This is a genomic window from Paraburkholderia sp. RL18-101-BIB-B (assembly GCF_046026985.1).
Taxonomy (GTDB): domain Bacteria; phylum Pseudomonadota; class Gammaproteobacteria; order Burkholderiales; family Burkholderiaceae; genus Paraburkholderia.
On the sequence record NZ_JARESV010000039.1, the window covers coordinates 1 to 19,582 of the forward strand.

General features: G+C 62.0%; 15 protein-coding genes. 5 read left to right on the plus strand and 10 right to left on the minus strand.

What is annotated here, in order from left to right; genetic code table 11:
- Positions 1-84 precede the first annotated feature (84 nt).
- From P0D73_RS34730 to P0D73_RS34750, 5 genes are all read left to right on the plus strand, one after another.
- Positions 85-762 carry a type 1 glutamine amidotransferase domain-containing protein gene (locus P0D73_RS34730; protein ID WP_408434909.1) on the plus strand — a complete coding sequence of 226 codons (678 nt, stop codon included), beginning with the start codon at positions 85-87 and terminating at the stop codon, positions 760-762.
- 58 nt (positions 763-820) lie between these two features.
- Positions 821-1,672, plus strand: coding sequence for an enoyl-CoA hydratase/isomerase family protein (locus tag P0D73_RS34735; RefSeq protein WP_408290565.1), 852 nt, complete (start codon positions 821-823; stop codon positions 1,670-1,672).
- A gap of 426 nt (positions 1,673-2,098) precedes the next feature.
- Complete coding sequence (locus P0D73_RS34740; protein ID WP_408290569.1) at positions 2,099-3,835, plus strand: FAD-dependent oxidoreductase; 1,737 nt, start codon at positions 2,099-2,101, stop codon at positions 3,833-3,835.
- Positions 3,836-3,892: 57 nt separating this feature from the next.
- The gene (locus P0D73_RS34745) at positions 3,893-4,939 is read left to right on the plus strand and encodes a zinc-dependent alcohol dehydrogenase family protein (protein WP_408290571.1); all 1,047 of its coding nucleotides are present in this window, start codon (positions 3,893-3,895) and stop codon (positions 4,937-4,939) included.
- Positions 4,940-5,268: 329 nt separating this feature from the next.
- Complete coding sequence (locus tag P0D73_RS34750; protein ID WP_132380034.1) at positions 5,269-6,186, plus strand: sterol desaturase family protein; 918 nt, start codon at positions 5,269-5,271, stop codon at positions 6,184-6,186.
- Between the two features lie 687 nt (positions 6,187-6,873).
- Here P0D73_RS34750 and alr read toward each other — a convergent pair.
- The 10 genes from alr to P0D73_RS34800 form a co-directional block, all read right to left on the minus strand.
- Positions 6,874-8,070: an alanine racemase gene (gene alr / locus P0D73_RS34755; RefSeq protein WP_408320272.1), complete on the minus strand. Its 1,197-nt coding sequence runs from the start codon at positions 8,068-8,070 to the stop codon at positions 6,874-6,876.
- 20 nt (positions 8,071-8,090) lie between these two features.
- Positions 8,091-9,941, minus strand: a complete 1,851-nt coding sequence (locus P0D73_RS34760) for a hydantoinase B/oxoprolinase family protein (protein ID WP_408320270.1) — start codon at positions 9,939-9,941, stop codon at positions 8,091-8,093.
- Positions 9,938-12,061, minus strand: a complete 2,124-nt coding sequence (locus P0D73_RS34765; protein WP_408320268.1) for a hydantoinase/oxoprolinase family protein — start codon at positions 12,059-12,061, stop codon at positions 9,938-9,940. Before P0D73_RS34765 ends, P0D73_RS34760 begins: the two co-directional genes overlap by 4 nt.
- A 69-nt stretch (positions 12,062-12,130) precedes the next feature.
- Positions 12,131-13,300 (minus strand): porin, encoded by a 1,170-nt coding sequence (locus P0D73_RS34770; RefSeq protein WP_408320266.1) that lies wholly within the window; start codon positions 13,298-13,300, stop codon positions 12,131-12,133.
- Between the two features lie 135 nt (positions 13,301-13,435).
- Positions 13,436-14,269 carry an ABC transporter ATP-binding protein gene (locus tag P0D73_RS34775; protein ID WP_408320264.1) on the minus strand — a complete coding sequence of 278 codons (834 nt, stop codon included), beginning with the start codon at positions 14,267-14,269 and terminating at the stop codon, positions 13,436-13,438.
- Positions 14,259-15,101: an ATP-binding cassette domain-containing protein gene (locus tag P0D73_RS34780; protein ID WP_408320262.1), complete on the minus strand. Its 843-nt coding sequence runs from the start codon at positions 15,099-15,101 to the stop codon at positions 14,259-14,261. Before P0D73_RS34780 ends, P0D73_RS34775 begins: the two co-directional genes overlap by 11 nt.
- On the minus strand, positions 15,098-16,069 hold the full coding sequence (locus tag P0D73_RS34785; RefSeq protein ID WP_408320260.1) for an ABC transporter permease: 972 nt from the start codon (positions 16,067-16,069) through the stop codon (positions 15,098-15,100). Before P0D73_RS34785 ends, P0D73_RS34780 begins: the two co-directional genes overlap by 4 nt.
- The gene (locus tag P0D73_RS34790; protein WP_408320258.1) at positions 16,066-17,001 is read right to left on the minus strand and encodes an ABC transporter permease; all 936 of its coding nucleotides are present in this window, start codon (positions 16,999-17,001) and stop codon (positions 16,066-16,068) included. The genes P0D73_RS34785 and P0D73_RS34790 overlap by 4 nt, the downstream gene beginning before the upstream one ends.
- A gap of 7 nt (positions 17,002-17,008) precedes the next feature.
- Positions 17,009-18,574 (minus strand): ABC transporter substrate-binding protein, encoded by a 1,566-nt coding sequence (locus tag P0D73_RS34795; RefSeq protein WP_408320256.1) that lies wholly within the window; start codon positions 18,572-18,574, stop codon positions 17,009-17,011.
- A 145-nt stretch (positions 18,575-18,719) separates the two neighbouring features.
- The gene (locus tag P0D73_RS34800) at positions 18,720-19,391 is read right to left on the minus strand and encodes a cysteine hydrolase family protein (protein ID WP_408320274.1); all 672 of its coding nucleotides are present in this window, start codon (positions 19,389-19,391) and stop codon (positions 18,720-18,722) included.
- Positions 19,392-19,582: the final 191 nt, after the last annotated feature.

The following is a 19,582-nucleotide window of genomic DNA, read 5'->3' on the forward strand; positions in this document are numbered from 1 at the left end:
CTGCTCCGAGCAACGACTTTCATCTCAAGCATGCCCTGCGGCGAAGCCGCGTTTAGACACTGGCCTCAATGAACGGAGACTGCAATGAAAATCCTGTTGGTTTTGACTTCGCACAACGTGCTTGGAGATACCGGCAAGCCGACCGGCTTCTGGCTCGAAGAATTCACGGCGCCCTACTATGCGTTCACGGATGCCGATGTGGAGGTCACCGTGACCTCACCCAAGGGTGGCCATCCACCGATCGATCCCAGAAGCGACGACCCCGACAATCAGACCGACTCGATGCTCCGCTTCAAGAAAGATCCTGCGACCCAGAAGGTGTTGGCCAACAGCGTCAAGCTCGCCGACGTCAAGGCCGCCGACTACGATACGATTTTCTACGCCGGTGGCCATGGCCCGATGTGGGATCTGACCAATGACAAAAACTCGATCGCCTTGATCGAGGATTTCTACAACGCCGGCAAGCCGGTCGCCGCCGTCTGTCATGACCCTTGTGTCCTGCTCAAGGCGACCTACGAGGGACAGCCTCTCGTCAAGGGAAAGCGCGTCACCTGCTTTACCAATGATGAGGAAGAAGCCGTCGGCCTGACCAAGGTGATGCCCTTTCTCGTCGAAGATGAACTCAAGCGCCTGGGCGGCCACTTTGAAAAGGTGGAAAACTGGGGCGTGTTCACTATTGTCGACGGACGGCTGATCACCGGTCAGAACCCGGCCTCATCCGGTCCGACCGCCAGGGAACTGCTCAAGGTTCTGCAGGCCTAGTTCTGTTCCGGCGCGGCCAAGGCGCCCGCGCGCATCTGTCGGTGACAGGAGTCCCATCATGAATGCGACGACAACCCCAACTCAACTTAAGGTTGCACGGCACTCCCCGGCCTGTTGGCGTGTCACGATCGACCACCCGCCGATCAACGTGATGGGCCCGCCGATGGTCGGGCAATTCCACGAACTCATCAACGCGCTAGAAGCCGACGAGCATGTCAGAGTGGTGGTCTTCGAAAGTGCGGTAGACGGCTATTTTCTGAATCACGCGGATTTCGCCGCCGGGCTCGCGGACCTGACGGCCATGCCGCCCGGGCCTACAGGCCTGCCGCAGTGGCCCGACTTCCTTGTACGCCTGACGCGCGCGCCCGTCGTCTCCATCGCCCTCATCCGCGGCCGGGCGACGGGCAACGGCAGCGAGATCACGCTCGCCTGCGACATGAGTTTCGCCAGTCGCGAAAAGACTATCCTTTCGCAATGGGAGGTGGGTGTGGGGATGGTCGCTGGCGGCGGCCCTATGGCCCGACTGCCCCAGCTTATCGGCCGTAACCGCGCGCTTGAAGTGCTGCTGGGCTCGGAGGACATCAGTGGTGCTCAGGCCGAGGCGTATGGCTACGTGAACCGTTCACTGCCTGATGCCGATCTCGACGCATTCGTGGACGCGCTAGCGACTCGCATTTCCAGGTTTGACAAGTGGGCCATCGCCAACACCAAGCGCCTTGTCAACACCAGCCTGCCGCCAGACGTCGAACTCGGCGCAGGGTGGGACGCGTGCATGGCGTCGCTGGGGCGCCCCGCCGCGCAGAAGAACATCAAGGCACTGCTGGCGCGTGGATTCCACAAGCCGGGAGATGTCGAAAATCGGCTCGGTTACTACATTGGCCAGCTTGCAGGCCAAGCCGGCACGCTATAAGGTCTCTCGCCACGCTTGTAGAGCCGACGGTCGGCCAGGTGGCGGCGCCACCGCCCTCGCTGGAGGAGAAGTAGCGATGAGCGACGAAGCGATATCGGGCGGTAGTGTGCGCCGCCTTGGACCGGCATAAGATACATGCCGCGTCGAACGCCATCCTGAGGCTGTTATCGATGCGAGCAGGCAGTGCATTCTTCACGATCTGCTTCGTACGAAGCCGCTGCGGGAATATAACCTTGCCGGCCTCACGCATAGGGGCGACCCAGTCAGCCATGACTTCGTTGATGCTGGAAATCGCCTGGAGTGTGCGCCGAACGCTGCGTTTTGAGCATGGCAACTATGAGCGATGGCCGATGCCGTGACGAAGCCGGCGTCCACGGCTTCCGTGCAGTGATCCATGAGTGTAGGGTGTTGCGAGGTAAATCTCAGATGGACAACGAGTCAGTGTCGCCAGGCAGCGCGCTCGTTTGCGAGCCACTGGACGACGCGCAGCGCGCGCAGGAGGGCGAGCTGACCGACGATCCGAGTGTGCGCGACCATCCGCGTTTCCAGCAGATGTTTCCGGTCCTGACCCAGGTCGAGGTCGACAGGCTGCGGCGTTTTGGCAACCGTTGTCACCACGCAGTGGGTGAATTGCTCTATCGCGCCGGAAGCATCAGCCCGGGTGTGTTCGTCCTGCTTTCAGGTAAGGTTCGGATCGTCGGACGCGACGGCCTGGGCCGCGAGCGCGTAGTACGGACTCATACGGGGTATGGCGAGTTCACCTCCGATGTCGCACAGCTCTCGCGCAAGCCCGCCTTGCTCGACGCGCACGTCATCGAGGATGTCGAAGCGCTTTTGCTGCGGCCCGACGGACTCACCGCGATGATGATGAGCGAAGCCGAACTCGGCGAAAAAATCATGCGTGCGTTGATCTTGAGGCGTGCCTTGATCATCGAACGCGGGCAGGGCGTCGTTTTCGTCGGACCGCCCGGTAACGCGCGGCTCGTCGCCTTGCAGGATTTCCTTCTCCGCAATGGCTGTCCGCAGACGACGATCGATGCCGACAGCGATGCCGAAGCCATCGCGCTACTCAAGCGGCTGACGACGCAGCCCGACGATTTCCCGCTCGTCCTGTGCCCCAACGGCACGATGCTAAGAAACCCCGACGAGGGCCAACTGGCGTCGTGCCTCGCACTCATTCCCGAGTTCGATCCAACTCACGTCTACGATGTCGCGATCGTCGGTGCCGGACCGGCGGGGCTGGCGACGGCTGTCTATGCCGCATCCGAAGGACTATCGGTGGCGACTTTCGACGGCCGGGCGCCTGGCGGTCAGGCCGGTACGAGTTCGCGCATTGAGAATTACCTGGGGTTTCCCACCGGGATCTCCGGACATGCGCTGGCGAGCCGCGCGTTCGCCCAGGCGCAAAAGTTCGGCGCGCATCTCGGTATTCCATGTGAGGTCAAGAGGCTGTACTGCGACCGGCACCCGCTCGTCCTGGAGCTTGCCGACGCGCGGCGCATCACCACCCGTACCGTCGTGATCGCGAGCGGCGCGGAGTACCGGCGTTTCGGTGTCGAAGGGCTCGCGCGCTTCGAATCCCGCGGCGTCTATTTCTGGGCCTCGCCGATCGAGGCGAGGCTTTGCCGCAAAGAACCGGTGCTGCTCGTGGGCGGCGGCAACTCCGCGGGACAGGCGGTCGTGTTTCTCGCGTCGCACGCGGAGCACGTCCATATGTTCATCCGCGGATCGAGCCTCGAAAAGAGCATGTCGCGCTATCTGATCGAGCGCGTTGCCGCGCTGGAGAACGTGACGGTTCATAGGCGCACCGAACTGACAGCGCTTGAAGGGGGCGAACGCCTTGAGCGCGTGCATTTCCGCGGTGCGGGCGGCATCGAGGGGACGATGACAGCACATCATCTGTTCGTGTTCGTGGGCGCCGAACCGAATTCAAGCTGGTTGGAGACATGCGGCGTGTCGTTGGACGACAAAGGGTTCGTCTTAACTGGCACTGACCTTCCCGAAGCGGGCCTTGCGGCGTCACCATTACGGACTAGCGTCGACGGCGTGTTCGCGATCGGTGACGTTCGCTCGGGCTCGATTAAGCGTGTCGCGGCCGCCGTCGGTGAAGGCGCGGCTGTGGTGTATCAGATTCATAGTTACCTTGCCGCGTCGCATGGCTAAAGCCGCGCAGACCAGGCGCCCGCCGATGTCCGAGGATGCATCGCAATGGAGGTGGTCATGAAAGCATTGGTATTCCATGGTCCGGGCCAGAAGGCGCTCGAAGACAGGCCGGAACCGACAATCGCGAAGCCGACGGATGCGATTGTGCGCATCACGAAGACGACGATCTGTGGCACAGACCTGCACATTCTGAAAGGCGACGTCCCGAAAGTGCGGCCCGGCACGACGCTCGGTCATGAGGGCGTCGGCGTCATCGAAGCCGTCGGCAACGCCGTGTCCAACTTCATGATCGGCGACCTGGTGTTGATCTCATGCATCAGTTCTTGCGGAAAATGTGAATTCTGCCGACGGCAGATGTATTCCCATTGCACGACAGGTGGGTGGCTTCTCGGGCATCTCATTGACGGTACGCAGGCCGAGAAGGTCCTCATCCCACATGCCGACTCGAGCCTTTATCACATGCCCGCCGGCGCCGATGAGGAGGCTCTCGTGATGCTCAGCGACATCCTGCCGACGGGCTTTGAATGCGGGATCCTCAACGGCAAGCTCAAGCCGGGTCAGAGCGTTGCCATCGTGGGGGCGGGGCCAGTCGGTCTTGCCGCACTAATGACAGCTCAGTTCTACGCGCCCGCCCAGATCATCGTCATCGATCTCGACGACAACCGGCTGGAAGTCGCGAAGCAGTTCGGTGCGACAGACCTCGTCAACAGCGCCGCAGGAAATTCCGTCGAACAGGTCATGGCGCTGACGATCAACCGCGGTGTGGATGTGTCCATCGAGGCAGTCGGTCTTCCGGCGACATTTGCCATCTGCGAGTCCATCGTCGGCGCGGGCGGAACGATCGCGAATATAGGCGTGCATGGCACGAAGGTGGACCTGCACCTGGAGCGGCTCTGGTCACACAACATCACGTTGACAACCGGCCTGGTGAATACGTACACCACGCCCATGCTGCTTTCAACTGTGGCGTCGAAACGCCTTGAACCGAAGAAGCTGGTCACGCACCGCTTCACGCTGGACCGGATCATGGATGCCTACACTACGTTCTCCGATGCGGTGCATTCGCGGGCCTTGAAGGTTGTCATCTCGAACGAGGGCGCGTAGATAAAAAACGGCCTGGACAAGCGGCTCCGGTTACGCCTGCTAGCGGGACTGAGCATCTTGGTAGCTACGGTTCCGACAGCACAGTTTGACCTGCCCTAGACACCGTGCGGTCCTGTGATTGTCACTACCGTGTCAAAGGACCAGGCTCCATGTGTCTGGGCCCGACTTTCATCGCGTGGCAAGGCTCCACGTCCCACGACATACGGTGAAATAACTTCCACATAGACTGTTATGGCACCCATGGCTAATGTGTCGGTATCGGATGCGATGCACTGACACACCCTTTCACCGCAGACGATAGCTTCCGCCACTACCGTTAGGGCATCGTCATGGAATCACTTGGAAAATTCACGCTTTACGTCACAGCTTTCGTCATCGCCGTGTCGCTGGTCGAAGCTGTCTGGCTTAGCCGGAAAAATCGCATAACCGACACGCCATTCGCATGGCACGAAGTGTGGCTTTCGCTCGCCGATGTTGTCGGGCGCAAGCTGCTCGCGCTGCTGCCGCTCTCGCTCGCAACCCCCATATTTGCCCTGGCATGGGAGCATCGCATCTTCACCGTAGAACTGAACAGCGCTCTGATGGTGCTCACGCTCTTCATCGGCCAGGAATTCTGCTACTACTGGTATCACCGGGCATCGCATCGCATCCGGTTCTTCTGGGCGACGCACGCTGTGCACCACTCGCCTAACCAGTTGACCCTTTCCACCGCGTACCGGCTCGGCGTGACGGGCAAGCTGTCGGGCTCGGCGATCTTCTTCGCGCCGCTCGTATGGCTCGGCGTGCGTCCTGAAGTCGTACTGCTGACGCTCTTCATCAACCTCATGTATCAATTCTGGCTGCATACCACGTGGATTCCGAAGCTCGGCTGGCTTGAGTATGTTTTCAATACGCCATCCTCGCACCGCGTGCACCATGCATCGAATGTCGATTATCTGGATGCGAACTACGGCGGCGTATTGATTATCTTCGACCGGCTGTTCGGCACCTACGTTGAGGAGCGCGCCGACGAACCTTGCCGTTACGGTCTCGTCACGCCGACCACCTCGCGCAATCCGTTCGTCGTCGAGTTCGAGCACTGGGCGACACTGGTGCGGGACGTAGTGAAGGCAAAGAACGTGTGGACGGCGATCAATCACATTCTCCAGCCGCCTGGCTGGCTGCCGGACGGCGGCGGCGAAACCACAGATGAACTGCGCCGCAGGAACAAGGCGCCTTGTGGCGAGCGCAAAGTGGCCAATGGCTGACCATACGTCCACTGACGCCTGGTCACCCAGAAGGAACTGTCAGAAAGCAATGGCAAGATGGCTGACATCAACGTGGTGGAAGTCGCCTGGTCCAACCTTGATCAGCCATTACTCAGGCGTGTGGGTCGCGTTCGACCACGACAAGATTCAGAAAACCGCAGTTGGGCGACCGCGCAGCAAGGTCAGCGTCAGCGCCTTCTCCGAAACAAGGACTGTCGTCGCAACAGGTTTCCTTGTTGCCTCGAAGGTTGGCTCGGCCGGAACGGTTCGTTCTTGATGTCGGTGCGAGCGTGGAGCAATCACCCCGCTCTATTTCGAGTGCGGATCGCCATTGACGATTCGAAACTGCACGAAAACGGTCGCTGCGAAACAACTGCGTCGAGCAAGGCATGAACGACCGGAATTGCCGAGAATCCGGGGACGCTGCCCGGCCCTGCCGATTCCACAGCTAATGCCAAGAAGCGGTTGCGGTGACACGGCGGGTTATCACGGCATTGGCAATATCGACGCGCCCGACCGACCCGTGTCGCCCCTTGCCTCGCCACGTGGCTCCAGGGCCGCCTTTCGTTTCGTCCGGAGGCGCAGCGGTCATTCGCCTTTGGACCTGCTGCCCGGTCATCGGCCAATGCCGTCATTCGAGTCAACGCGCCTTCGCCCGCAAGTTCTAATGCACAACGGCCATTCGATTCAGTTGGATGAGCGACAGACACATCCGTCATTGCCCGGCACATCCGTCACTTCGGTGTCAAGGTGAGGCAAGCTCCTCACTAACCGCGGAATCAGTTCCATGACGGGCAGCCGCAGCGATGCTGCCAGTTCGTCGATCGTTATCGTCTGGTCGCCGTCCTGTCCCAGCAACGTCACGACACTTCCAGTCCGGGCCTGCTCATTCTCCGTGATGTCGACCACGGTATGCTGGAACGAACGGCGCCCAAGAATACAAGCCTCCTGTCCGTGCACTATCACGCGGCCAAGCGGCGGCACGTGATTCAGTCCATCCCAGAAACCGATCGGCACGACACCGATCCGCACACGGCGTTCTAGCCGGATCGGTTCCGCATAGCCAATCCCCAAGACCGATCCAGCCGGATGCTCCTGAACGTGAATGATGCGCCCACGTACCGCGCGCAACATCGGCCGCAGCGGCGCACGCGCCATCCAGTCCGCGTCGAGCGCTCCGTAGAGAAGCCGACCAGGGTCGACCGCCTGATACGCCAGATGCGGATGCGCGAGCATCACCCGTGAACTCGCCAGCATCGTCATGACGTTATCGAATCCCGCGGCGCGTGCGTCGGCCAGCGCGGCATCGAACACGCCGGCCTGATTACGCGTCACGTCATCGCTCTCCGGCGAACTCAGATGCGTGTACACGCCTTTGAGCCGCACTGTCGACTGAGCGCGCAGTGCGTCGAACGCGGCTTGCCATTGCGACGGCAGAAAACCGAAGCGCCCGAAGCCCGGGTCGATCTCGAGGAATGCATCGACCGCTACGCCGGCATCGACAAACGCGCGCAGACTTTCGTGACTCTGGATCGTCACCGTCAGTCCCAACGCGGCAACCTGCGCCGCATCCTCCGGCAAGGTCGAGGCAAACAGCAGAATGTCGCGATCGATGCCCGCGTTGCGAATCGCGACGCCCTCTTCCGGGCTACCGACGCAAAAGCCATCGACACCCGCTTGCGCCGCCAACTGCGCAACCTTCGCGGCACCGAACCCGAATCCGTCGCCCTTGCAAACGAAGTAGATTTTGGTGGTTCGTCCCACCTGCTCACGCGCGACGGCCAGATTCGCCGCGATGGCGCCATAGTCGAGCTCGGCCCAACTGGGACGCAGCAAGCGCACACGTTGAGTATCGAGGACTGACTCAGGGATTGAAGCGGACATAGTCAAAGCCCCTGTCGTGGTCAGAGTAGTTTGCCGATAGCCGTAGCATCGGCGCCGGTCGATTGCAGAAACAGCGCCTCCTGCCTCGCGACGCGCTCCTGCCAGGAAAGCGTCTGGAGAAGCCCCCGCATCTCGGCGGTGCGGTGCTCGTCGACGCCGCGCCCCGCGCCTTCGAGCACGACGCCATACACTTCACGCGCCAGCTGCTCCGTGATGCGATCGTCAAGCACGTCCTCGCGCACGGCCTGCGGCGAACGTGTCAACGGATCTCCATGACCTGCGCCGCCCGCCGCGATATGGCAGAAACGATCGCCCTTGCGAAGTGCGGTCACCGTGCTCGGCATGGTCGGCAGCAACGTGCTTTGACCGTCGCGGGTCAGCAGATTGAGCGACGGCGATCCGCTCAGGCCGCCGTGCGAGCCCGACGGCCGATGTGCGCGCCGGTCCGAGCGCAGTCCGAGCAACGCGTGGTCGCTGCGCAATTCATAAGCGCGGCGCATTGCAAGGCCGCCGCGATGCCGGCCCGCGCCGCCGGAGTTGGTAACGAATCCATACTCGGTGATCTTGAGCGGCAGACGCGCCTCGATCAATTCGACCGGCTGGTTCGACAGATTGCCGAGTGGATTCGCAATGCCTTCGCAGCCGTCGGTACGACCACCGCCCCAACTGCCGAGAACGCCGTCGGTAATCAACCAGTTGCCGCGCCCGCCGCCCTTGCCATCCGAGCTACGGCCCGAAATCGACACGACCGACGGACCGCCCTCACCGAGCGCCGGAATCGTATCCGGCACGATCTGCGCGAACGCGCCTTGCAACACATCGAACATGCGGTAAGCGATGATCCCGCGCGCCGCGCATGCCGCCGGTTCCACCGGATTCACAATCGAGCCGCTTTCCGCGTACACGTGCACGGGCCGCGAAAACCCCTCACAGTTCGGCACATCGACACCAATCGCACAACGCACCGCCGCGTACGCGACCGATTGCGTGGTCGCGAACGGACCGTTGATCGCGCCCTGCACCTGCGCGTCAGTCCCAGTCCAGTCGATGCTGACCGTGTCGTCCGCCACGGTGACCTTGACGCGAAACGCGATCGGCACGGGCATATCGCCCAGGCCGTCGATGAAATCCTCGTAACGGTATTCACCGTTCGGCATCGTGCTGATAGCCTGGCGCGTCAGGCGCTCCGCGTAATCGTGCAGCGCTTCGACCAGCCGTCCGAAACCGTCCGCGCCGTATTTGTCGAGCAACTGCACGAGCCCCCGCTCACCGGCCTTGCACGAGGCCACCTGCGCGCGCAGATCGCCGCGCAATTGACCCGGCATGCGCGAGTTCGTCTCCAGCAGCGTGACGAGCGCGTCGTTGACAGCGCCTGCATCGCACAGCTTCATCAACGGAATCCGCAGACCTTCCTGATAGATTTCCGTCGCGCCGATCGCCATGCTGCCCGGCGCCATGCCGCCGATATCGGCGTGGTGGACGATGGTCGCAACATAGCCTTCGATACGCGACTCGTAAAACACGGGCTGAATCAGATACACGTCCGGCAGATGCATGCCGCCCGACGTGTAGGGGTCGTTCATGATGTAGATGTCGCCGGGCTTGCCGGCCGTGCCGAAGCGGCTCACTACGTTATCCATCGCGGCCGGAAACGCGCCGAGGTGAATCGGCAAGGTCAGGCCCTGCGCGATCACGCGGCCGGCGCAGTCGAACACCGCGGTGGAGAAGTCCATCGAATCGCGCACGATCGGCGAATAGGCAGTGCGTAGCACGACAAGCGCCATTTCGTCAGCGATCGAGCCGAGCGCGTTCTTGACGATTTCGAGTGTGATGGCGTCGGTGCCCGCTGAAGCGGCCTGCTGGGTATTCATGCGGATTGCTCCAGAAACGTGATGACAATGTTTTCGTGGGCATCGACGCGCGCGCCGGCATTCGGCGGCACGACGCAGGTCGAGTCGTACTCTTCGACAATCAACGGGCCGCTCATCGGCGCGGCGCGCAAATCGGCGCGCGAGATCACCGGGGTGTCGATAAAACCGTGGGTCTTGCCAAAATACGCCCGGCGCAGCACCGGCACGCGCGTGCCTGGCGAGCTCGCCCGGCTGCCACCGGCGCGTTGCGCGTCGTAGGCGCGGTCTTTCTGCGAGCGCAGCGAACCGACCGCGCGCAGATTGACGAGCTCGATAACCTCGTCCGCGGACGCGTGCCCGTAGGTGCGTTCGTGTTCCGCATGAAACGCGGCAGCAATCGGCGGGATGTCGAGCGGCTGACCGGCACGCCATTCGATCGGCACAGTCAACTCGTAAGCCTGACCCGTGTAGCGCAAATCCAGCGCACATGTCACAGCGATATCGTCGAAGGCATTGCCCTCGGCCGTCATATCCGCAGTGGCGCGTGCCACCAGGTCTTCGAGAACATTACCCAACTCCATCGCGGCGGAGTGATCGAGGCGGCAGAACATCGTCTGCATGAATTCATGTTGCGTCGACGAGAACAGCAGGCCGAGCGCGCTGAACACGCCAGGGCTCGGCGGCACGATCACCGTCTTCATGTCGAGCAATTCGGCGATCGCGTGGACAATGACCGGCCCGTTGCCGCCGAAGGCGAACAAGGCGAACTCGCGCGGGTCGCGGCCACGATACGTCGACACGGCTTTCACTGCGCGCGTCATCGTGGAAGCCGCAATCGAGAAGACGCCATAGGCGGCTTCGTACAGATCCGTGTGCGTAGGCTCGGCGATCTGCGTGCGCATTGCTTCGAGCGACCTCTGCTGGTTGATGCGCAACTCCCCGCCGGCAAGGAACTCCGGATTCAGATAGCCGAGCGTCAGCACGGCGTCCGTGAGCGTCGGAATAGTGCCGCCCGCGTCGTAGCACACAGGCCCGGGCACCGAGCCCGCCGAATCCGGGCCGACCTTGACGAGGCCGCCCGCGTCGATACGCACCAGACTGCCGCCGCCGGCGCCGATCTCCGAGACGTCGATGAACGGGAGCTTCACCGCGTGGCCGCCGCCCTTCACGAGCTTGCTGCTGACGTTGATGCCCGCACCAACCTCGTACTCTGTCGTGCGCGCCGGCTCACCCTTCTCGATGATGGCCGCCTTCGCCGTGGTGCCACCCATGTCCACCGTAATGCAATCGGCGTAACCCGACGCGGCCGCCACCGAGGCACCCGCGATCACACCGGCCGCCGGACCGGACTCGATGATCGTCGCCGGCTTCTGCATGACCATGGCCGCGCTCATCACGCCGCCGTTCGAATGCATGATCTGCACGGGACCGGTCATGCCGATGCCGCGTAGCTTGTCGATCAGCGAATGCAGATAGCTGACTACCACCGGTCCGAGATACGCATTGACGACGGTCGTGCTGGTGCGTTCGTACTCGCGGATCTCCGGCAGGATTTCATGTGAGCAGGTCAGGTAGACGGCGTCCCCCAACACGTTGCGCAGCAGATCGCGAATACGGATCTCGTGATCGGGATTCGCATACGCATGAATCAGACTGATTGCTACCGCTTCGATTTTCTCGTCGGCGATACGTTGCGCGATGTCCAGCACCTGCGCATCGTCGAGCCGCGTGTCGATCGAACCGTCGGCCAATAGCCGCTCGTCGACCTCGTAGCGGTGCCGGCGTTTCGCGAGCGGCTCCGGTTTCTGATACGCGAGGTTGTAGAGCATCGGCACACGCAGGCGGCCAATCTCGACCACGTCGCGAAAACCGCGCGTGGTGATCAGCGCGGTGCGCGCGCCTTTGCCTTCAAGCACGGTATTCGTGGCGACAGTGGTTGCATGAATCAGTTCGGTTATCTGGCGCGGTTGTGCGTCGAGCGAGGCCAGCAATGCCTGCAAGCCCGCGACGATCGCGATGCCATAGTCCTGAGGCGTGGACGAAACCTTCCTCGTATGAATCACGCCGTCATCGCCGATCACGACGATATCAGTGAAGGTCCCACCGATATCGACACCGGCCCGGTAAAGTCTTTCAGTCATTACACACCTTACTTGTTAGTCGATGCGGCGCAAACGCGTTGCCGGTTTGCGCCGGTAAAAGCAGTGCTGCTAGAACTTGTGCACGAGTCCGACGCTGACCACCGCCTGGTTCTGTCCCGACGAGGGCAGCATGGTCTGAATCTGCGAGGCCAGCATGCCGTTAGAAGTCGCCGGCAATGGACCGCCCGTAGGTCGCGGGAAGCCGCCACCAGCCGCGCGCAGATAGATCACTTCCGTGTAGATGGAGGTCCGCTTGGAGAGAAACTTGTCGACCAGCAGATTGACCTGGTGCCAGTGCACCTGCGTGGGTCCGCCCGGACCGCCGGTGATGTTGTCGCTCGTGTACGTGTAGGCCATGCCGAAAAACAGCGTCGGATCGAGGGTGAAGCGCGCATTCGCTTCATAGTTGTTGAAGCGGTAGTTGATGCCGCTCGTCAACGTCGTGCCCACGTCGTTGTAGATCGCGTTGCTGTACATCAGACTCAGCTTGGCCGGTCCGATCACATACGAGGCACCGATGCCCGCAATCTGCTCCCGTTTGGACGTAATCGGCGCATCACAGCAGGTGATGGCACCGTTGGTGTTCACGTTCGCAGTGGTGTTCACGCCGGGTTCGTCATAGAGCGAATAGGCGGCCGCAATCGAAAATGCGCCCAGCGAATAGATGCCGCCTACCGACCACATGCGATTGTTCGCAAAGGCGCCGGGCGCGTTGCTGAAGGCGTACATCGCGGTGCCGGTGAAGCCCTTGAAGTTCGGCGAGACGTATTTGATCGAGTTATTGACGCGCAGATAGTCGTCGGTATTGTCGTTGTCGTACGGATGCGAAAACATCACGCCGCCCCACGCGCCGTTGGACGTCATCGTCTGCAAGGTGCCGACAATCGCGTCGTACTGGCGGCCGAACGTCAGCGTGCCGTAGTCAGGATTCGAAAAACCCACGAACGCCTGGCGGCCGAACATGCGGTTGTTCTGACCGAGCGCGCCGTTGACCGGGTTAAAGCCGTTCTCCAGCGTGAAGATCGCCTTGGTGCCGCCGCCGAGGTCTTCGGCGCCTCGCAGCCCCCAGCGGCTGCCGTACTCGCCGTTGCCGGTCAACTGCACGGCGCTATGGCCGCCCTGGTTCGACGAGTAGGTGATGGCCTCGTTGATGATCCCGTACAGCGTGACGGAACTCTGCGCATGAACGAAACCGCTCCCGCCCAGCAGAGCCGCCATGATGAATAACTTTTCCTTCACCGCTCTTCTCCAAACAAGAAATCGCGACGCCCCGGTCGGCTAGCGATCGATTGATGATAGCAAATGAATCGATTCACCATAGGTTAAAAAAATCCCAAGGTGGGCCCGCTCACTGCTTGACCCGGATCTTCTTCTTTACTGCTCAGATCGCCTTTCTTGCAGCCGGCCAATGCCTTTCGGGATCGCCGCCAGCAACTCCGTCGTGTAGCGCTCGCGTGGTTCGAACAGCACCTGATCCACGGCTCCCGCTTCGACGACGCGCCCTTCTCGCATCACCACCACCCGCTGGCACAACTCGCCGACCAGCGCCAGATCGTGGCTGATCACGACCAGCGAGACACCGGCGCTCTGGTGGAGATCGCGCAGCAGCCGGATGATCTCCGCCTGGATCGATACGTCGAGCGCGGAAGTGGGTTCATCGGCAACGACCAGTTCCGGACGGCGCGCGAGCGCCCGTGCGATGCCCACGCGTTGGCGCTGGCCGCCCGATAACTGATGCGGATAGCGCGCCAGCACGAATGCCGGCAGCCGCACCATGTCGAGCAACTGGCGCACCGGCACGCCGTCGTTGCCGATCGCTTCCGCCAGCGTCGTGGCAATCGTCTTGCGCGGGTTCAGCGAGTTCGTCGTGCTTTGGAACACCATCTGGACACGCTGGCGAAACGTCGCGTTCTGCGCTCGCGTCATCGTGTTCAACGCGTCGCCTCTGAAACAGATCGAGCCGGAAGTCGGCGCGGTGAGGCCGACCATCATGCGCGCGACAGTCGATTTGCCGCTGCCGCTTTCGCCGACGATAGCGAGCGCGTCGCCCTTCGCCACCTCGAGACTCACGCCCGACACCGCATGAAAGCGGCGCCGGTTGAACATGCGCTCGAGCGGCGAACGCGCCAGCGCATAGGATTTGCCGACCGCCTGCAGCGCGAAGATCGGCTGCGTGGCGAGAGCGGCGTTCGGCACACTAACGGACATCGCGCGTCTCCTCAGGTTGATGACGGCCCGTAGCACGCGTAACCGGCAAACGCGGAATGCTCGCGATCAGATGCCGCGTGTAGTCGTGCGAAGGCCGCAGAAAGATATCCTCCACCGAGCCGGCTTCGACCACGCACCCCTGCTTCAGCACGACGGCGCGTGAACACAGTTCCGCCATCAGGTCGAGGTTGTGCGTGATGAACACGAGGCCGAGATCCATCTCGTCCACCAGCGTTCGCAGTAACTCGACGATCTGCGCCTGCACGGTCACGTCGAGCGCGGTGGTGGGCTCGTCCGCGAGCAGCAGCGCCGGTTCACAGACAATCGCGGCGGCAATCATCGCGCGTTGTTTCATGCCGCCGCTCAGTTCGTGCGGATACGCGCACTCCGTGGTGCGCGGGTCTTTGAAACCGACGCGTTCGAGCACGCCATGCACTTCGTCGCGGATCGCGCGGCCGCGCAGCGGACGGTGGGCGCGGATCACGTCGGCGAGTTGCGCGCCGATCGTGAAGGCAGGGTTGAGCGCTGTCGCCGGATCCTGGAAGATCATGGAGACGCGCCGTCCACGCAATGCCCGCATACGCGCCTCCGAAGCACGGCCCAGGTCTTCGCCGTCGAGCACGATCCGGCCGCCGCTGATACGCCCCGCGTTGCCAAGCAACCCGAGCACCGCCAGCGACGCGACACTCTTGCCCGAACCCGATTCGCCGACGAGACCGACCGCCTCGCCACGTCCCACGTGCAAATCGAGTCCATGCAACACTTCGGTCTGCGTCTTGCCCGAACCGAAAGTGACGCGCAGGTTTTCGATCGACAGAAGCGCTTCGCTCATAGCGACGCTCCCGGCACATTCGCCGCATGCGCATTGCGCCGCCGCGGATCGAGAATGGTGCGCATCGAGTCGCCGAACAGATTGAAGGCGAGCACGCTGACGAACACCGCCGCGCCCGGAAACACCGACACCCACCAGTTGTCGGTGAAAATCAGTGCGCGCGCGTCGGAGAGCATCGCGCCCCAACTCGGCGTCGGCGGTTGCACACCGAGTCCGATGAAACTGAGCGACGCTTCCACGATGATCGTCACGCCGAGCAGCAGCGACGCCTGGATCAGCACCGGCGAGATGATGTTGGGCAAAACGTCGGAGAACATGATGCGCGCCTCGCTCGCGCCTTGCAGAACCCGTGCGGCGACATACTCCGCTTGCGACTCCGCCTTCGCGAGACTATGGGTGAGCCGCGCAAGACCCGGCGCGTACAGCACGCCGATCAGCAGCACGAGCTTGGTTTCATTCGAAATGGCGAGTAATCCGACACGCAGCGTATCAGTGCCGGTAATGCCGACGAGCGCGATCGCCCAGATCAAGAGCGGAATCGACGCGAGCACTTCCATCACTTTCATCAGCGTTTCGTCGAGCCATGAGCCGGATTTGTAGCCGGCCACGAGGCCGATGCCCGTGCCGAGCACGAGGCCGATCGCGACTGCGCACAGTCCGATGGACAGCGACGCGCGAGCGCCCCATATCGTGCGGCTCAGAATGTCACGGCCCACCTGATCGGTACCGAGCCAGAATGCCGCGCTCGGCGCTTCCAGACGATGTTCGATATAGAGCTGCAGCGGATCCTTCAAGGGCAGCCACGGCGCGCACAATGCAATCACGCCCAGCAGCACGATCGTTACGAGACCGATAGCACCAGCCGGTTCATGCATCAGCGCGCGCAGCAACCGGCCGGCCGATGCGAGCCATGCGCCGAGCACAGGTGGCTTGCGGTGCACGTTGGGTAGCGATGAATCAGCCATCATGTTCTGTTCGCCTTCGGGTCGAGATAACCATGCAGTACGTCGGCGCACGTGTTCGACGCGATGAAAATCGTCGTGATCACGAGCACGATGGCCTGCACCGTTGGATAGTCGCGCTGGAAGATCGCCGTGAGCAACGCACGCGAGACGCCCGGCAGATTGAAAATCTGTTCCACGATCAACGCCCAGCCGAACATGTAGCCGTAACTCATCGCGGCCGTGCTCACGAGCGACGGCAACGCGTTCTTGAGTGCATACAGGCGAATACGCGACGGCGACAAACCGAGCGCTCTGGCGGTTCGCACATAATCCTGCGAGAGCGCGTCAACCATGTTCGCCCGCACCAGACGGCTCAGCACGGAGATGTAGTACACCGACATCGTCAGGACGGGCAACACCAGCGCGAGCAGATGCGCCGCCGATCCATCCGACCAGGGCGTGAGGCCGCCCACCGGAAACCACCCGGTTTTGAGCGCGACATAGCGGATCAGCAGCAGCCCCAGCCAGAACGACGGTACGGATAAACCGACGATCGCCACAGCTCGCAGCAGATGGTCCATGCCGCTGTTCTCTTTCAGTGCCGCCACGGTGCCGAGCACGATCGACACGACGATCGTGAAGATGAACGACAGCGTGACGAGCTCGACGGTATTCGGCAACGTATCGGCGATCTGCGGCCCGATCGGGTTGCCGGTCACGTACGACTTGCCGAAATCGAGCGCGAGCGCACCGTTCAGCCACGTGCCGTATTGCGCGGCGACAGGCCGGTCGAGTCCATATTGATGATTGAACGCGGCAATCTGTTCGACACTTGCGTCGCTGCCCAACGTCAGACGCGCGGGCGACACGGGTGTCGCGCGACACATCGCGAACAGCAACGCGCTCACCACCAGTAGCACCAGCACAGACGAAAACAGCCTTGAAACGGCTTTCATATCCACCTCACGCCTTCGCGAGATAAACGTTGTCGAGCATCAGCGAGAAGCCGGTGTTCACCTGGAAATCCTTGACGTTGCTGCGCCACAGGTTCTGCACTTCCAGCGCGCCGATCCAGACGGCCGGACAGTCGCGCGCCAACACCTGCTGAAGCTTCGCGAGGATCGGCTTCAGCGCTGCCGGATCGTCGACCAGATAGCTGTCGTCGATCAGCTTCAGCAGTTCGGCACTCTCGTAGCCGCTCGCTTTCCAGAGACTTTCGGTTGGCCGGAACAGCGCATTGAGCAGATACGTCGGCTCCGGCGGTGCGATGAAACCGGTCAAGGCCGCAGCGTGGTTACCGACCAGCACCTGCGAGATCATCTGCCCGAAATCGAGCGGACGCAGATTGACGCGCACACCCAGCGACGCCAGTTGCGCCTGAATGAAAAGCGCTGTCGACGATGTATCGATCAGATACGCAGGCTGCACGTACAGCAGATCGAACGACGCGCCACTCGCGTACTTCGAGCTTTTCAACGCCGCTCGCGCATGATCCAGATTGAACGCCAGGCTTCCGGCCGAGCCAGCGTCGTACCACGACGACTCCGGCGCAAATGGCATGCTGCTCGCTTTCACTGCGCCGTAGCACAGATCGCGGCAGATCTTGGCACGGTCCAGCACAAGCGAAACCGCACGGCGAAACGCCGGGTCGTCGAACGGCGCCTTGCGGTTGTTCAGGCACATCATCAGCGGGCTGGTCGGCGATGCGCGGCTATCGCCCGCGAGGCCCGCCGACGTGCGGATCTGCGCAAAGGTCTGGGCCGGCGGCGCACTAATGATCTGCGTCTGGTCCGACATCAGCGACGCGAGCCGCGACGACTCTTCCGGAATGATGCGGAACACGATCTTGTCCCAATGCGGCTCGCCTTTGCCCCAGTAAGCCGGATTGCGCTTCAACTCGACGAAGTCGTTCGCTTTCGACTGCACGAAAATCGCCGGGCCAGTGCCGACACCGACCGGCGTCTGCTTGAAGTAGCCATCCGGGTGCTGCTCGCGGCTGCCTGCCGGAAAAATACCCATGTACTTCGACATGTAGTCGAGCAACGGCCGGTAGGGACGCTTGAGGCGGATCACAGCGGTGTGCGCGTCCGGTGCGCTCACCGACTCGATCACAGTCCAGAACGGACGGCGGAACGCCTTGTTCGCGGGATTCAGCACGTAATCGAAGCTATATTTCACGTCGGCGGAAGTGAAGGGCTGGCCGTTCTGAAAGTTCACGCCGCGCTGCAGATCGAATGTGTAGGTCAGTTTGTCCGGCGAAATCGTCCACGCGCGCGCCAGTTGCGGCACCCGCTGACCGCGCGCGTCGATGCCGACCAGATTCTCGAAGATCAACTGGTTGATCGCCATCACGTCGTGATTCGGCTGGTTGATCGGATCGAGCGTTTGCGGATTGCTCGGAATGGCGACCGAGAGCACCCCTGCTTGCGCCGCGAAGACGCGGCCTTCGAATGCGAACGGCAGTGAAAGCCCCGCGATACCTGCGGCGCCTGCGCGCAGCAGTTGTCGTCGACTGTTGCTGAAAGTCATGAAATCCTCTGCTTTTTCAATGCCGCGCAACTCAACGCGTTTTAGTGAATCGATTCACAGACAATAGTCAGGTTGGCGCGACGAGTCAACTTTTTAAAAATATCGGAAACCCTGGCTGGCGCGTTCAGAGCGCTTTGCGGCGGACCTAGGCGAGCAGCGACGCGGCATCTGCGAGCGACAGCACCGTGGTGCGCGAATCGAATGCCGTGGAAAAAAGATGATCATGCACGACCTGGTCCGGGTCGTAACAGCAATCCTTGACGGTGTACAGGCGGAAGTCCGCGTCGCTCGCATAGGCGACCGACGACAGCATGACGCCGGTCGACGCAATCCCGACCATGATCAACGTATCGATACCCTGTGCGGAAAGCCGTGCCTGCAGATCAGTACCGAAAAACACGCTGACACGATGCCCGATGATGAGCGGTTCGTTGGCCTGCTGGCCGAGTTCCGGCGCGATTTTGTCGTTGATGAAAAGGCCGAGTTGCTTGAGCCCTTGCCCGTTCTTGTTCAACGGGCTGACTTCCGGATAGCCTGGACTGAACTGGATCTTGGCGAAATAGACGCTGACGCCTTTGGCCCGCGCGGCATCGCACAACTTGCGCGTGTTGGCGAGCAGCGTAGGCGCGACAGATGGAAAGAGCCCCAGGATGTCGGTCTGATAATGCATCACAACAAGCGTCGTTTGTGCCGGCACGATCGCCGGTATCTGCGCACCCACGCTTTGCGCGGACGCGGCGCTGATCGCGCCATCTCCACAGCCATCAAGACCGAGTCCCGTCGCCACCGCGCCGGCCAGCGCGCCCGCCGTTTTCATAAACCGCCGACGGCCCGCACGGCCGCCTTCCTCGTTCTCGCCCTGCCCCGACCGTAAGCCGTTTTTCCTGTCGCTCATATCGCACCCTGAGTTTTTTGGTGAATCGATTCATTTACCGTCTCTGCGCAATGTCGGCGGCGAAAAATCCGCTGTCAAGCAACTTTGCGGTCGGGCAAACCCTGGGAATCGAT

Excerpts from the sequence above, each read along its gene's own strand:
- P0D73_RS34730 (WP_408434909.1), top strand. The coding sequence starts at position 85 with ATGAAAATCCTGTTGGTTTTGACTTCGCACAACGTGCTTGGAGATACC.
- P0D73_RS34735 (WP_408290565.1), top strand. The coding sequence starts at position 821 with ATGAATGCGACGACAACCCCAACTCAACTTAAGGTTGCACGGCACTCC.
- P0D73_RS34740 (WP_408290569.1), top strand. The coding sequence starts at position 2,099 with ATGGACAACGAGTCAGTGTCGCCAGGCAGCGCGCTCGTTTGCGAGCCA.
- P0D73_RS34745 (WP_408290571.1), top strand. The coding sequence starts at position 3,893 with ATGAAAGCATTGGTATTCCATGGTCCGGGCCAGAAGGCGCTCGAAGAC.
- P0D73_RS34750 (WP_132380034.1), top strand. The coding sequence starts at position 5,269 with ATGGAATCACTTGGAAAATTCACGCTTTACGTCACAGCTTTCGTCATC.
- alr (WP_408320272.1), bottom strand. The coding sequence starts at position 8,070 with ATGTCCGCTTCAATCCCTGAGTCAGTCCTCGATACTCAACGTGTGCGC.
- P0D73_RS34760 (WP_408320270.1), bottom strand. The coding sequence starts at position 9,941 with ATGAATACCCAGCAGGCCGCTTCAGCGGGCACCGACGCCATCACACTC.
- P0D73_RS34765 (WP_408320268.1), bottom strand. The coding sequence starts at position 12,061 with ATGACTGAAAGACTTTACCGGGCCGGTGTCGATATCGGTGGGACCTTC.
- P0D73_RS34775 (WP_408320264.1), bottom strand. The coding sequence starts at position 14,269 with ATGTCCGTTAGTGTGCCGAACGCCGCTCTCGCCACGCAGCCGATCTTC.
- P0D73_RS34780 (WP_408320262.1), bottom strand. The coding sequence starts at position 15,101 with ATGAGCGAAGCGCTTCTGTCGATCGAAAACCTGCGCGTCACTTTCGGT.
- P0D73_RS34785 (WP_408320260.1), bottom strand. The coding sequence starts at position 16,069 with ATGATGGCTGATTCATCGCTACCCAACGTGCACCGCAAGCCACCTGTG.
- P0D73_RS34790 (WP_408320258.1), bottom strand. The coding sequence starts at position 17,001 with ATGAAAGCCGTTTCAAGGCTGTTTTCGTCTGTGCTGGTGCTACTGGTG.
- P0D73_RS34795 (WP_408320256.1), bottom strand. The coding sequence starts at position 18,574 with ATGACTTTCAGCAACAGTCGACGACAACTGCTGCGCGCAGGCGCCGCA.
- P0D73_RS34800 (WP_408320274.1), bottom strand. The coding sequence starts at position 19,391 with ATGAAAACGGCGGGCGCGCTGGCCGGCGCGGTGGCGACGGGACTCGGT.